This is a genomic window from Peribacillus sp. YIM B13472 (assembly GCF_042788005.1).
GTDB classification, from domain to species: Bacteria; Bacillota; Bacilli; order Bacillales; family DSM-1321; genus Peribacillus; species Peribacillus simplex_E.
On the sequence record NZ_JBHZPG010000027.1, the window covers coordinates 1 to 13,383 of the forward strand.

The following is a 13,383-nucleotide window of genomic DNA, read 5'->3' on the forward strand; positions in this document are numbered from 1 at the left end:
CGTTCCAATCAACGTCCAAATTGTACAAGCCATAAAAATAGACAAACTCGATTTTCATCGAGTTTGTCTACAGTCTGGAAGGGCTGTCTGTATGGACAGCCCTTTCTCTGCAAGAAAAATAATTATAAAAGTATAGTGATCGTGGTTCCCTTATTTTCAATGCTAGTCAGATCAAGTTTACCTTTATGAGCCAGGATGATGTCCCTTGCAATGGCCATTCCTAAACCGGTCCCATGTGTACTGGAAGTATTCGTACCTCGATAGTAGCGTTCAAAAACCTGTTCTAAATCTTTGGCGGGAATACCGCGGCCATTATCGGCAATGGTAATTTGGGTATGCATTTCTGATTGTGGACCAATATCATCAATTTGTATTTTCACAACGACATTTTCCTCGTTATGCACGAGTGCGTTATAGATAAGGTTAAATATCGCCCGTTTCAGTAATTTTTTATCCACTTTATGTGTTGCTTTGTCCACATTTGCCACAAACTCAACCTGTTGATCTCCAAATTGTGAATCATTTAAAAGCTCGATCGTCATTTCTCTTATAAACCCAACGATATCAACATCTTCAAATTGCAAATGAAGCCGTTGGTTGCGCAAACGCATCGTTAAATTCAGGTCATCCAACAAATCTTTCATATAAATGGACTGTCTATTAATAATGGATGTAAACTCATACAATTCCTGTGGAGTTAATTCAGTGGCGTTATCTTTCATCCATTCTGTATAACCATGGATGGAAGCAAGTGGTGTCTTCATGTCATGAGAAACATTGCTAATCCATTCCTCACGCATTTGGTCTAGTTGATCACGTTCTTTTTCATACTGATTCAACTTCACCGATAGTTCATTCATATTGCGAAATACATCTTCATAAACGCCTTTTGGTATGCTCATTTTTTTAAAGCGCCGCTCCCGAAGCTGCTGAATTCCTTCTATTAATATGTTCAGCGGACTCGTTAATTTTTTTCCAAATAAGAATCCAATGACTAATGCAATGATGATATCCACGATTAAAAATATTACTAGGAAGATGTTAAAGTTCTTAAAAACTTTTTCATAATCATAGGTTATTACATAGCGGCCAATTTTCTGTTCCTTAACTCCTACAAAATAGCTGAAATTATGGGCTTCGCCGACAAAAACAGTCGTCTCTGCATCAATTTCCTTATACTTATACATTTGGACGATTTCAACAGGAGAATAAACGGTTTGCAATTTTTGAGGTGTATAAAAGGCTGCAACTTGCTCACCCTCATCATTCAAAATTTGTATCCAGGCGTTATTGTTCCGCAGCTTTTCCAGCCCTTCTTCATTTACGATCGGTTTGTTATCTATTAGTTCCACATATTGTGAAAAGGTTCTGCTAAAGTTTTCAGCAGATAATTCTTCTGCCTCGAAATTATGCATGGCTCGATAAAAGAGTAGAGATAAAAGTAAAATTGTATTTACGATCCCTACGATTACGACAATTGTCACAACGGATCCTAAAAAGCGCCGTGTCAATTTCCACTTCATCTTGTTTCACCCTTGGTTTGTAATTTATAACCAAGCCCTTTAACGGTTATTAAAAAAGAAGGCTTTGAAGGATCTGCCTCGATTTTTTCGCGTAAACGGCGAATATGTACCATTACTGTATTATCAGAGCCAAAGAAATCATCGCCCCACACATGTTCAAATAAAGTTTCCTTGCTCAAAATCTGGTTCGGGTGATGCATAAAACAGCTCATCAGTCCGATTTCTTTAGCTGTGAGCTCAAGCGTTTTACCATCCTTTTTCACTTCATTTTCATTTGCACTAAGCTCAAAAGGACCAACTTGCCGTTTTTTCGGAACGGCCTTTTCCTCTGAAAAGCCCGCACGCCTCAGCTGCGCCTTTACTCGATATGCCACTTCTTTCGGACTGAATGGTTTGGTGATATAATCATCCCCGCCAATCGCCAACCCTAGAAGCTTATCAATTTCCTCATCCTTTGCCGACAAAAATAAAATGGGCACATTCGACACTTCACGAATTTGTTTGCATAAATCATAGCCTTCACCATCAGGCAGCATAATATCAAGCAAGACCAGTGATGGATCGAACTTCTGAAACTTTGCCCACCCATCCGCAATCGTCCCCGCCGTAACAATATTCGGGATACCTTCTTTATGTAAAACTGTCTCCATGAGACGTGCCAAATCTATTTCATCGTCAATAATTAAAATCCACTGATCATTAGACATTCTGCTACCTCCCAAACATCAATCATACCCTACAGTATAGAGTACCCATTAAGAAAAAATAAGAGGGGGAAAGATATTTAACGAACTCATTCCATTATTTTCACGAAACAAAGTGGAAAAACGTAAGCCATTACCTGAAAAATTACTGTAAAGATCAGGATTCTGATGCCTGGCCTTTATTTAGTTAAGGTAGTTTCGGAAAGAAGAGCGTACTTCATACTGATTTGGTAAAGGTTGTATGATAAACTGTTTAAAGTATTGTTAGGAAGATTATGCTAAATAATATGATTAAGGAATTCGTTGCTGTTCTTTTTACCCAAACCTTTATAAAAGTATGCAGCGAATGTGGAAGAATAAAAGGAGAAAAAAATAATGGAAACAAAAAAGGTGTTACCCGTTCTTTTTTTAGTGATGTTTTTAGTCATGGTCGGATTTGGGATCATCATTCCCGTCATCCCGTTCCTTGCCGAAAAGGTTGGTGGCAGTCCTACTGAGCTTGGTCTTTTAATGGCTGTTTATTCATTAATGCAATTATTTTTTGCCCCGATTTGGGGACGTATATCTGACCGGATAGGACGTAAGCCTGTCATGATTATCGGGATTGCTGGACTGGCACTATCGTTTTTCATCATGGCCTCGGCAGATTCCTTATGGGTATTATTTGTAGCTAGGATCGTTGGCGGGATTTTGTCATCGGCAAACATGCCAACCGCAATGGCGTATGTGGCTGATATAACGACGCCGGAAGATCGGGGAAAAGGGATGGGAATCATCGGGGCCGCTACAGGGCTTGGATTCATCTTCGGACCGGCGATTGGCGGGGTATTCTCCAAATCAAGTTTGAACTTACCGTTTTACATTGCAGGAATATCCTCTTTGATCACTTTATTCTTAGTGATTGCGATACTAAAGGAATCACATACGGTTGAAAAGAGGGCCCAACAGTCAATAAATAAAGAGTCCATGTGGAAAGCATTTAAAGGGCCTCTTAAAACCATGTTCTTTCTGCAATTGATCGTCACCCTTTCAATGGCAGGACTCGAAACGACTTTTGCCTATTTTGCAGCCAAAAGGGCTGATATAAGTCTTGTACAATTAGGCTATATCTTCATGATCATGGGGTTTGGCAGTGCAATCGTTCAAGGTGGATTAGTGGGTAGGATGACAAAGAAATATGGGGAAGGCGCGGTTATCCGAATGGGAATCATCGTGTCGGCAGTTGGTTTCCTTCTCATCCTGTTTTCTTCCGGTTTTTGGACATCGGCGATCTTCCTGACTATCTTCGGATTGGGTAATGGGTTCATCCGGCCGGCAATTTCGGCACTGCTGACCAAAAGTTCCATGACGGGCCATGGCAGTGTCACTGGTCTGCTATCTTCATTCGACTCGTTCGGCAGAATTGCGGGTCCTCCGATAGGCGGTTGGTTATTTTCGATTTCGATTGATTTACCATTTATATCGGGCGCAATCCTTTCCGTTTTTGCTTTGATTCTTTTTCAGCTATACCATGCACGGTCACAGACTGAACAGGTCCAAGCATCTCATTAATTTAATGTATGCAAAAACCCCCCATTTCTAAAAATGGGGGGGGGCGCGGGCGGTGCTTGAATAGCACCGTTTTTTATTGGATCATATTGAGGAATTTACGTGTACGCGCTTCTTTAGGATTTGTGAAAATTTGCTCGGGTGTTCCCCGCTCCATTATTTTTCCTTCATCCATGAAAATGACTTCGTCGGCGACTTCACGGGCGAAACGCATTTCATGGGTTACCACGATCATTGTCATGCCTTCTTCTTTCGCCAGGTCTTTCATGACCTGTAACACGTCTCCAACTAGTTCTGGATCTAAAGCGGAAGTGGGTTCATCGAATAGCATGACCTTAGGCTCCATGGCCAGGGCCCTTGCAATTCCGACCCGTTGCTGCTGCCCGCCGGACAATTGAAACGGATAAAAATCGATTTTTTCACCTAAGCCCACTTTTGTAAGCAGGGCAGCAGCCGTTTCTTTCGCTTCATGTTTGGCTATGTTTTTTACAATGATGGGGCCTTCCATTACATTTTCCAATGCTGTTTTATGGGGGAAGAGGTTATAGCTTTGGAAAACCATCCCTGTCAAACTGCGAAAAGATGTAATCGATTTTTTTCTAACGGTTTTTTTGAATTCCATTACGGTTTCATCGATTTCAATCGTCCCGTCCGTGGGTATTTCAAGGAGATTCAAACACCGAAGAAAGGTTGTTTTACCTGAACCCGAAGGACCGATCAATACAATGACTTTACCTTGCTCCACTTCCAAATCGATGCCCCTTAATACTTCAAGGTCACCAAATGATTTATGAAGATTCTTAATGTTGATCATTTTAAAATCCCCTTTAATTACTGCGGTTCTTATTTTGCTACATAACGATTAAGTCTGTCCTCTAAACTTCCTTGAATGAAAGATAGAATGGTACACAAAATCCAATATAAAGCAGCTGCTTCCATGTAAAGTAGTAGAAATTCATAGTTTTTTGCAGCGATTTCCTGGGCTTTACGGAATAATTCCGTTACAAGAATGAGTGATGCAAGCGATGTATCTTTTAAAAGGCTAATGAACGTGTTGGATAATGGGGGAATGGATACACGAGCTGCTTGCGGCAAAATGATGCGCTTTAAAGCTTGGGTATATGTCATCCCGATTGAATAGCCTGCTTCCCATTGTCCTTTTGGTATGGATAAAATGGCTGCTCGGATAATTTCCGAAGCGTATGCTCCTACATTTAAAGAGAATCCTATAATAGCCGATATGAAAGGATTAATGGTTACACCTAAATTTGGAAGTCCATAGAAAATGATAAATAATTGCACAAGTAAAGGTGTCCCGCGGATGATTGACACATATACACGCGCAATTATTTGAAAGATTTTAATGGAAGATAGTCTAGCCAATGCTGTGAGTACAGCGAGAATAAGTCCGAGAACGAATGTGATCAATGTTAGTGGAATCGTATATTTAATAGCTCCCTCTATCATAGGATAGAGGGAGGTTTGAGCGATGGAAACAAGCTGGTTCATACGCTCAGGGTCACTGAAAATATTACTTAGGAGAAACATCTTCACCAAACCATTTATCCGAGATTTTCGCGTACGTGCCGTCGTCTTTCATGGCTTTAAGTGCTTTGTTTACTTCTTCCACTAATTTATCGCTGTCTTTTCTGAACATTAAACCACTGGCGACTCCGCTTTCTTCCTCATCAGCCACTTTGATAGGTGCATCCGGGTGTTGCTTTTTATAATCAAGGTACGACAATTTATCATTGATCGTGGCATCTACACGTTTAGAACCGATTAGCTGTACAGACTGGGAAAATCCTTCTATACCGGTAACTTTAGCACCATGTGATTTGGCTATTTTATTGTAGTTACTCGTTAAAGATTGAGCAGAAGTCTTACCTTTCAAGTCATCGAATGATTTAATATCCGAATTATCTTTGTGAACAAGTAAAACGGCTCCTGATTGGATATATGGATCAGAGAAATCATATTTCTTTTGACGGTCTTCATCGATGCCCACTTGGTTTGCAATCATATCAAAACGTTTTGCATCCAATCCTGCAAACATGCCGTCCCATTGTGTTTCTTTGAATTCAGCTTTCACTCCAAGGCGTTTTGCCACTTCTTTAGCAATTTCCACATCAAACCCTGTTAGTTTGTCCGAATCATCGTGGAATGTGAAAGGAGGGTATGTACCTTCTGTTCCGACTGTTAATACGCCATCTTTTTTAACTTTATCATATAGATTTTCTTTTGAAGAGGATTTATTGCCGGTATCATTTGCCTCATCTTTTGTACTTGTACCACAAGCGGCAAGTACAACCGTGAACGCTAACAATAGCGATAAAAGTGTAACCATTTTTTTCATTTCGGTAAACCTCCTAGTAATCTGATAGGGATTGATACTCTGTGATACTATACAAGAAAAGGTGAAAAGTCAATGAAAATAACTTGTATCTTTAGTGTTAATGAAACTTGGTGAATTATACGGATTTTCACGCATTGAAGTGAAATAATACTAAAAAAAAGATGTATCGTTATCCGAGAAAGGATTTTAAAGAAAGGGAAGTGATCATTAAGAATCCAAGGGGACAAAAAGCCCCTCATCCACGTCGAATATTAGCTAAGTGGAAAAGGGGGTTTTTGGGGCCGTCCGGAACTATTGCGGGATACTTTTTAACTTAGTGTTTATCATGATTCCTATCCTCTACGCTGACGAATATAGGGTTCGAATAGAACCAAAGGTCTTTATAGTTACGTTTGTTTATTTCCAAAAAACGCGTTTCGTTATTCTCGATTTCAGTCTTTTCATCGATCAGCGGTTCACCGTCCATCGTTTCTCCAGAGACATTTTCCCCTAGGTTCGTGCCACGTAAACGGAAATAATGGTCCTTATTTGCTTTGACTTTGTAAGTGATGGTATGAAAACCATCGCGATTGGTTTTCCAGTCTTTACTGGTAAAGCGTTTAACCACTTTTGTCGTATCATTGGTGGCTTTATTATAAGCAGGTGTTCCAGGCACTGCTTTCCCGGTTACTTCCCCGGAAATTAGATCCACGTGATCCACCTTGACGGAGTCCCCGTTATTGTTCTTTTGGGGGCTCTTAAATCGGATGGTGATCTTGACCATCTGTCCTTCCTTCACTTTAAGGTTCCCCCCCATATCAACCGCGTTGTTTCCGTTTTTAGCTTGGAAATCAAGGGCATCGATCAAGTCACCAAAAACGGAGAAGGATTTCCCAGATCGCATGCCATCAAGGACGGATTTTATTGATGAGCCATTTACCCATGTATAATTCTTGGTATATTCTCCTGGCCAGTAACCGCTGGAGTATAGGCGGTTTTCACTGATTTCAAAATGGGAGTCCGAATTGGAAAAATTCCAGAACTTACGACCTTCCCCAAGAAGTGCATCCCATGCACCCCCTACCTTAGCAAGCATGTAATCGGAACCGCCATAGGTCCGGTTTTCCGGTGTTGTCAGATTTAAACCGCCTCTATCTGGCTCCATCTGGTTACCTGGCATACCTTCAAATCCGAACATGACATCCGGAGCGATATTGTTGAAGTCACGAAAATCAGATATGTTGTACACCCTTTTTCTTGATGGGTGGTTCAATACGGCATAACTTGTATGCTTATAATTTTTCTCAAGCCATGCCAATGCTGTTCGGGCATCCTCGGATGTCTTATTGGCTCTTTGATCCTGTGCTTTCCAGACGGCTATATCCTTAGAATCAAACATCTTTTCATCCTGGTTGGTGAACAGATATTCGAACTGATTGCCAGCTTTCAGACTTTTAGGTGAGCCCGGCTGATCTCCCAAAATGCCTATGCCGACATGCTCGTATGTAGGCATATCCCATTCGAAGCCTGAAAAGATGACTTTATTTTTAAATTTGCCCTCTTTTTGCAGTTGTTCCATTTTCGGGGCTTGATATTGAATGATCCCTTGAGACAGCGGTATCGGCCCGCCTGGAATCAAATTCCCCTCTTCATCCCTTGAAGACATCCTCAAGTGGTCGGAAATTCCCATCCAATCCATGTCATACTTATCAAATGCGTTATTTAGCAAGCTTTCAAGGCTCTGTGATCCCTCGGTATCATCTGACTGAGTGGTATGGGCATGATATTCCCCCTTCATCCATCTGCCTCCCAGATTTGTCTGATTGTCTTCTGCATCTTTTGCAGCACCCGCGACCGGAAGACCCTGAGAAAGGATGGCTATGCCTAGAACCGATACTATGAAAGCCCTGAACTTATTAATCATCTTACCGACAACCTCCATATATTGAAATAATATTGAACAAGCTAATTTTATTGTAAAAATATTAAGAATCCGTTTGGGGTGAGTATGGTTTTTGTAAATGGAAAGACCGATTCTGGTAACAGTGTTTTGGAAATTGAAAGGGAAAGAAGGGGGAGGGGCTTGAAACAAAAAAGGTTGTAGAGAAAATTTTCTTTCTCTACAACCTGTAACGACTATTTTGCCGTAAATATTATTTAGCTTCGAGTAAATTGATATGATCTACAGTTCGATCTTCACCGACAATGAATTGCAGTTCATAATTTCCTGTCTTGTAAATGTAGTTGATTTCATTCGTACTGGAAATATGGCGTATTTCGTCAGCACTGCCGAGTTGTTTTCCTAAAACTTTAGGTGTGATGCTTCCTAGATTATGGTCCCGTTCTACATTTGTCCCAAAATATCGGATTTGTGAGATGGTCTTGTCATCGTTATAGGCAAATGCAAATCCCGGATGCCCCATTTCTGCATGGTAATAGTCAAAAGTTTCTGTGTTACCTGGTTCAGGGGGAGAACCAAATGTCTCATATACTTCTTTTTGGGTGTTTTCATTAATTTTCAAACCCATGGCAGTATAAGGCATTTCTCCTGAAAAAGCTTTGTTGTAGATTTCATGTAAGGTGGTAAGAGCGTGTTCCTTAGCTATGGCAGAAGCGGAATCGATTGTGGATGCAGCCTCAACCGGTTCTGTTGAAGACGATGCACCTGCCCCTAAGAGTGAACCGGTTAGAATAACGGCGCTAACCATTCTGGCCGCTGGTTTTTTAGATAACATCATTTCTTATCCCTCCTATCATTACTTTTCCACAATTTCCTAGCATGAAACATTTTCTTGGTGATCGATTGGAATGTTTGAAAATGGTGGAGCATCAGGGAATATGGTTGGGTTGTCTGCTAAAGAGAACTATTTGAAACCATCTCCCCGGAGTTCCGGTTTTATGGATCAGAGCCATTTCACAGTTTTTCATTCTGTAAAAATGATTGGACCGCTTTTCTTACACATTTAGAGAGTATATAACAATAATTATAGATTTGATTATGGTAAGGCTATCTTTGAACTCAGGTTATAGGTCAATAAGGGATGTTTATGCAGTCGAAAAAATAAAAAGGTGCTTCACCATGATGAAACACCCTTTGAAAATGATGTGATTAATCCCAAACGTTAATTCTAGGAACTCCAGCAGTTCTTAAGTAGTCTAATAATTGACCAGTATGTACAGACTCATGATAAGCGATTCTTAGCAACATGTCTCCTAAATCCCTGATATATCCCATATCGGAGCGATCAATTTTAATATTGGATAAGTCGTCCTCGCTGAAGGATCTGATCGTTTCCAAAAAATCACGCCTGTAAGGTTCGGCAAAGTTTAATTCCGCCTCAACAGTGATAAGTGGCTGTTTTTCAAATGGTGATTCGTAAACTGGTAGGCTACCTTGATTTTTAATGGATAAATGATAGTAATGCTCACTATCAAGGACATGCCTAACCATTTCTAAACAGCTCATTGCCTTGTCGTCCGGTTTCCAATGGAGTGTGCTTTTAGGTATTGAGGTCCATAGTTTAATGTTTCTTCTTCTAACCTCTTCCAGATTTAAGATGATTAGTTCTATCGATTTCATAATTATCTCCCCTTTTAGCAGGTATACATTAACTATACACGAATGGATGCTGAAAATATGGGGTTATTTTGAAAATATAGAAAATTTAATGATCTGTTCAGTTGTTAATCTTTGCGTATTCCTTCTATTATGTAAAGTTTTAATTCAATCAGGACAGTTTATGTTCCTGGTTGCCTTTTTTATGGGAGTTCTAATATAGAAACAGCCTGGAGTGGAATTAAATAAAGGACCAGGGTTTAAGAGACTACAGGGAAAATGCCTATGAATCCGTGTAGAATTTACAGGCGATTTCATTCCATAGTTGTTCCATTACGTGGGGAATACAAGATTTATATATCCGTATAACCCTTATCTCCCTTATTAGGATTAGTATGAGACAGGGAAATCCTTTTAATGAAGGGGAAAACTGATGAATGATTCGTAATAGTTGTACACTGTATTACAAGATTAAGAAGGTATTTTAATCAATCTTTCTTTGCAAATAGGTGGCAGGAGGACCTTTTTAAAGTAAGGATTGAATTAGAATGTCATCATGATAAATTAAAACCGGTTTAAACCCAAGGGCTTTAAACTTTTGTAATGCTTCTGGGTTGTTTTTGTTCACAAAACCGGACACTACAAGGATCCCTTTTTTTCTCACATAAGTTACTAATTCGGGTAAAAGGGATTGCAGAATTCCTTTCCCTCTAAATTTCTTGTCAAGTACTACATAATTAATATGAGCCACTTTATATAAGTAGAGATTATAACAAAGAAACCCCACTACTTTACCTTTATCATTACAAACTACAAGTACCTTATGTGACTCTTGCAATATTTCATTCACTTTATTAGGCGAAACCCGAAAATTACTTACCGTAATATCCGTTAATTTCTTGATATCTTTTTTAGGTTTCCATTCTCGAAAATACATCATGACTTCTCCTTTAGCTCTATTAGATATAACAGTTATTCACCAGAAATATACGGCTTTTACATGTGAAAAAATAACAAACAGAAATCAGTAATAATGATTTATTAAGATGAATTCCTTTAGAATAATTCTAAAGGAATTCATCTTAATCTCAAAAAAGCAATCTCTTAATCCCTTTTAAATTGCTTGATTGAAGTAGGTTCCTTGATTGATGTACCTCTATTATTGTTTAATAAATTATTTAAGATTCTTCTCAAGGCAGACCTACGGTTGTTATTGCTAGTTCCGGAATTGACAGTTTTTCTCAGTTTTTTGTTTGACACTGAAATCATCCCCTTCGTATATAAATTTCCACATTACTAATTTATGTGTAATATTCCTTTTTGCTTGGACAAGTTCACCAATTGTTGCACGCGTATGTTATGTATTCGTGATACCAATTAATGTAATAAGATGGTATAATTGTGAAGTAATTCACAAAAAGGATCGAAATAGTTATTCGACCTATTCACTCTTAAAAGAAAGCGGGTTGGTTATATGCTGAAGAAAGTAGTTTTAGCTGGCGGGACTGGTTTTGTCGGTCAATACTTTGAAAAGCATTTCAGGAATTTGGGATATGAAGTAAGGATCATCTCCAGGCAAACCCTGCATACTGGCTGGGAAGATAAAGAAGGAATAAGGGAAACGATCGATAATTCGGATATGTTAATCAACCTAGCAGGAAAAACGGTCAATTGCCGCTACAATGCCAAGAATAAGAAAGAAATATTGGATTCACGAACTGATACGACTGAAGTGCTAGGTAAGGCAATTGAACAATGTGAAAATCCTCCTCCATTATGGATAAACTCAAGTACGGCAACGATATACAGGCACGCTGAAGATAAACCAATGACAGAGGAGGAGGGGGTAATCGGTTCGGGCTTTTCCGTTGATGTAGCGAAAGCGTGGGAGCGCTCCTTTTTCGATTTCCGATTACCGAAGACGAGACAAATTGCTTTACGGATCGCCATTGTATTGGGCGATGGGGGAGTGATGACCCCATATAGGAATTTGGTTAAATTCGGAATGGGAGGCCATCAAGGATCAGGAAATCAGAAATTCAGTTGGATACATATAGAAGATTTATTTAACATTGTCCTTTTTCTGAGAAAGAATCAGGAGTTGAGCGGGGTGTTCAATTGTTCATCGCCGCATCCAGTTACAAATCGTGAACTGATGGCTCATTTGAGAAAGCTTATGAATATTAGGATAGGACTTCCCTGTCCAACACCCATGCTTGAAATGGGGGCTTTCTTTATGGGAACCGAAACGGAATTGATATTAAAAAGCCGGTGGGTCATACCTGAGAGGTTGGAAAAGGCTGGGTATGCATTTAAATTCCATCATCTAGATGAGGCTCTGGAACAGATACTGATGAATTCTTAAAATACTCGAGATTGATTGCTATAATGATAGATAGAAAATCATTAAGAGAGGGGAATCGTAGAATGAATATTACTCCATCTGAAAAAGTCGGAAGATTCACAACAGGAATATTTTCAGAGTTGGCGACCCGCAAGCAGGATGCAATGAAACGAGGGGTGGATGTTATCGATTTGAGTGTAGGAAGTCCGGATCTACCACCGCCTGATTTTGTAGTGGATACGCTTGTGAAGTATGCGCAGGATCGCAATTCCTACGGGTATACGTTAAAAGGTACGCCTGAATTCCATGAGGCAGTCCGTTATTTTTATCGGATGCGTTATGGAGTGGAGCTGGATGCAGAAAGGGAAGTCCTCCAACTGATGGGGTCACAGGATGGCCTTGCACACTTGGCAACGGCGATGATAAACCCTGGAGATTATGTGCTCGTGCCAGATCCGGGATATCCAATTTATGAAGCGAGTGTAGAACTTGCCGGCGGAATCATTCATCCGATGCCGCTTACTGCCGAAAATGGATTCCTGCCGCAGCTCAACGTTATTCCGGATGAAATAGTTATAAAGACCAAAATGATGATCATCAGTTATCCAGGAAATCCTGTCACCGCCCTTGCTGATGAAGCTTTCTTTTCGGAAGTCATATCGTTTGCGAAAAAGAACGGGATCATGGTGGTTCACGATTTTGCTTATTCAGAGTTGATTTTTGATGATCATCCGCAAATTAGTTTTATGTCCATTCCTGGTGCCAAGGATGTGGGGATTGAATTTAACTCACTTTCCAAAACTTTTAATATGGCCGGCTGTCGCATTGGGTATGCGGTGGGCAACCGAGAGGCGCTGAACATCCTGGGAACGTTGAAATCACACATCGATTATGGGGTTTTTTATCCAATCCAAAAAGCTGCCGAGATGGCGCTAACTTCCAATCTTTCGCTGCTATCCGATCAAGTTAAGGAATACCAGTCCCGACGTGATGCCTTGATATCAGGTCTTGCGGAAGGGGGATGGCATGTGCCGAAAACCTCAGCTACCATGTTTATTTGGGCCCAAATTCCTGCTGGCTGGAAATCACGGGATTTTTCCTATGCATTGATTGAAAAAGCAGGGGTAACGGTCGTCCCAGGCGATGCTTTTGGGAAGCAGGGTGAAGGGTATGTCCGGATGGCATTAGTCCAGCCGGCCGAGAGATTGAAAGAAGCTGCTGAACGGATCAAATTGTTTTTGGAGAAAAAAATTGGAGTGTGAAAAATCTAGCATTTAAAATATTCAGGTTTTAAGAACGCTCGATCACGGGCACGCTGAGGAGTATATAGAGCATGAGGAAGTTGTTACTTACTTGTTAAAGTGAGGCGCACT

At 40.2% G+C, this 13,383-nt stretch carries 12 protein-coding genes; 3 read left to right on the forward strand and 9 right to left on the reverse strand.

Annotation, left to right across the window (positions count from 1 at the left end; all coding sequences use genetic code 11):
• Nucleotides 1-122: 122 nt before the first annotated feature.
• Both ACFX4I_RS18580 and ACFX4I_RS18585 read right to left on the reverse strand, forming a co-directional pair.
• Entirely contained in the window at nucleotides 123-1,523 is a 1,401-nt protein-coding gene (locus ACFX4I_RS18580; RefSeq protein WP_377422237.1) for a sensor histidine kinase, read from the reverse strand.
• Entirely contained in the window at nucleotides 1,520-2,230 is a 711-nt protein-coding gene (locus tag ACFX4I_RS18585; protein ID WP_230300430.1) for a response regulator transcription factor, read from the reverse strand. The genes ACFX4I_RS18580 and ACFX4I_RS18585 overlap by 4 nt, the downstream gene beginning before the upstream one ends.
• A gap of 372 nt (nucleotides 2,231-2,602) precedes the next feature.
• Between ACFX4I_RS18585 and ACFX4I_RS18590 the strand changes: the two genes are divergently transcribed.
• On the forward strand, nucleotides 2,603-3,778 hold the full coding sequence (locus ACFX4I_RS18590) for an MFS transporter (RefSeq protein ID WP_377422239.1): 1,176 nt from the start codon (nucleotides 2,603-2,605) through the stop codon (nucleotides 3,776-3,778).
• Between the two features lie 73 nt (nucleotides 3,779-3,851).
• Here ACFX4I_RS18590 and ACFX4I_RS18595 read toward each other — a convergent pair whose 3' ends face one another.
• The 7 genes from ACFX4I_RS18595 to ACFX4I_RS18625 all read right to left on the reverse strand — a co-directional run bounded on the left by ACFX4I_RS18595 (nucleotide 3,852) and on the right by ACFX4I_RS18625 (nucleotide 10,603).
• Complete coding sequence (locus tag ACFX4I_RS18595) at nucleotides 3,852-4,589, reverse strand: amino acid ABC transporter ATP-binding protein (RefSeq protein WP_377422241.1); 738 nt, start codon at nucleotides 4,587-4,589, stop codon at nucleotides 3,852-3,854.
• Between the two features lie 29 nt (nucleotides 4,590-4,618).
• Nucleotides 4,619-5,323, reverse strand: coding sequence for an amino acid ABC transporter permease (locus tag ACFX4I_RS18600; protein ID WP_061461694.1), 705 nt, complete (start codon nucleotides 5,321-5,323; stop codon nucleotides 4,619-4,621).
• Nucleotides 5,307-6,131, reverse strand: a complete 825-nt coding sequence (locus ACFX4I_RS18605) for an amino acid ABC transporter substrate-binding protein (protein ID WP_283932584.1) — start codon at nucleotides 6,129-6,131, stop codon at nucleotides 5,307-5,309. Before ACFX4I_RS18605 ends, ACFX4I_RS18600 begins: the two co-directional genes overlap by 17 nt.
• Nucleotides 6,132-6,444: 313 nt before the next feature.
• Nucleotides 6,445-8,034, reverse strand: a complete 1,590-nt coding sequence (locus ACFX4I_RS18610; RefSeq protein WP_377422243.1) for an S-layer protein — start codon at nucleotides 8,032-8,034, stop codon at nucleotides 6,445-6,447.
• A gap of 229 nt (nucleotides 8,035-8,263) precedes the next feature.
• Nucleotides 8,264-8,848, reverse strand: coding sequence for a YjgB family protein (locus ACFX4I_RS18615; protein ID WP_309519431.1), 585 nt, complete (start codon nucleotides 8,846-8,848; stop codon nucleotides 8,264-8,266).
• A 371-nt stretch (nucleotides 8,849-9,219) separates the two neighbouring features.
• Nucleotides 9,220-9,690, reverse strand: a complete 471-nt coding sequence (locus tag ACFX4I_RS18620; RefSeq protein ID WP_377422245.1) for a DinB family protein — start codon at nucleotides 9,688-9,690, stop codon at nucleotides 9,220-9,222.
• A 502-nt stretch (nucleotides 9,691-10,192) separates the two neighbouring features.
• Nucleotides 10,193-10,603, reverse strand: a complete 411-nt coding sequence (locus tag ACFX4I_RS18625; protein WP_377422247.1) for a GNAT family N-acetyltransferase — start codon at nucleotides 10,601-10,603, stop codon at nucleotides 10,193-10,195.
• A 537-nt stretch (nucleotides 10,604-11,140) separates the two neighbouring features.
• On the opposite strand from ACFX4I_RS18625, the gene ACFX4I_RS18630 reads away from it, so the two are divergent.
• Together ACFX4I_RS18630 and ACFX4I_RS18635 are read left to right on the forward strand one after the other, a co-directional pair.
• Entirely contained in the window at nucleotides 11,141-12,031 is an 891-nt protein-coding gene (locus tag ACFX4I_RS18630) for a TIGR01777 family oxidoreductase (protein WP_230300438.1), read from the forward strand.
• Between the two features lie 62 nt (nucleotides 12,032-12,093).
• Nucleotides 12,094-13,272 (forward strand): LL-diaminopimelate aminotransferase, encoded by a 1,179-nt coding sequence (locus tag ACFX4I_RS18635; protein WP_377422249.1) that lies wholly within the window; start codon nucleotides 12,094-12,096, stop codon nucleotides 13,270-13,272.
• Nucleotides 13,273-13,383: the final 111 nt, after the last annotated feature.

Excerpts from the sequence above, each read along its gene's own strand:
- ACFX4I_RS18620 (WP_377422245.1), bottom strand. The coding sequence starts at position 9,690 with ATGAAATCGATAGAACTAATCATCTTAAATCTGGAAGAGGTTAGAAGA.
- ACFX4I_RS18630 (WP_230300438.1), top strand. The coding sequence starts at position 11,141 with ATGCTGAAGAAAGTAGTTTTAGCTGGCGGGACTGGTTTTGTCGGTCAA.
- ACFX4I_RS18615 (WP_309519431.1), bottom strand. The coding sequence starts at position 8,848 with ATGATGTTATCTAAAAAACCAGCGGCCAGAATGGTTAGCGCCGTTATT.
- ACFX4I_RS18635 (WP_377422249.1), top strand. The coding sequence starts at position 12,094 with ATGAATATTACTCCATCTGAAAAAGTCGGAAGATTCACAACAGGAATA.
- ACFX4I_RS18590 (WP_377422239.1), top strand. The coding sequence starts at position 2,603 with ATGGAAACAAAAAAGGTGTTACCCGTTCTTTTTTTAGTGATGTTTTTA.
- ACFX4I_RS18600 (WP_061461694.1), bottom strand. The coding sequence starts at position 5,323 with ATGTTTCTCCTAAGTAATATTTTCAGTGACCCTGAGCGTATGAACCAG.
- ACFX4I_RS18585 (WP_230300430.1), bottom strand. The coding sequence starts at position 2,230 with ATGTCTAATGATCAGTGGATTTTAATTATTGACGATGAAATAGATTTG.
- ACFX4I_RS18610 (WP_377422243.1), bottom strand. The coding sequence starts at position 8,034 with ATGATTAATAAGTTCAGGGCTTTCATAGTATCGGTTCTAGGCATAGCC.
- ACFX4I_RS18605 (WP_283932584.1), bottom strand. The coding sequence starts at position 6,131 with ATGAAAAAAATGGTTACACTTTTATCGCTATTGTTAGCGTTCACGGTT.
- ACFX4I_RS18625 (WP_377422247.1), bottom strand. The coding sequence starts at position 10,603 with ATGTATTTTCGAGAATGGAAACCTAAAAAAGATATCAAGAAATTAACG.
- ACFX4I_RS18595 (WP_377422241.1), bottom strand. The coding sequence starts at position 4,589 with ATGATCAACATTAAGAATCTTCATAAATCATTTGGTGACCTTGAAGTA.
- ACFX4I_RS18580 (WP_377422237.1), bottom strand. The coding sequence starts at position 1,523 with ATGAAGTGGAAATTGACACGGCGCTTTTTAGGATCCGTTGTGACAATT.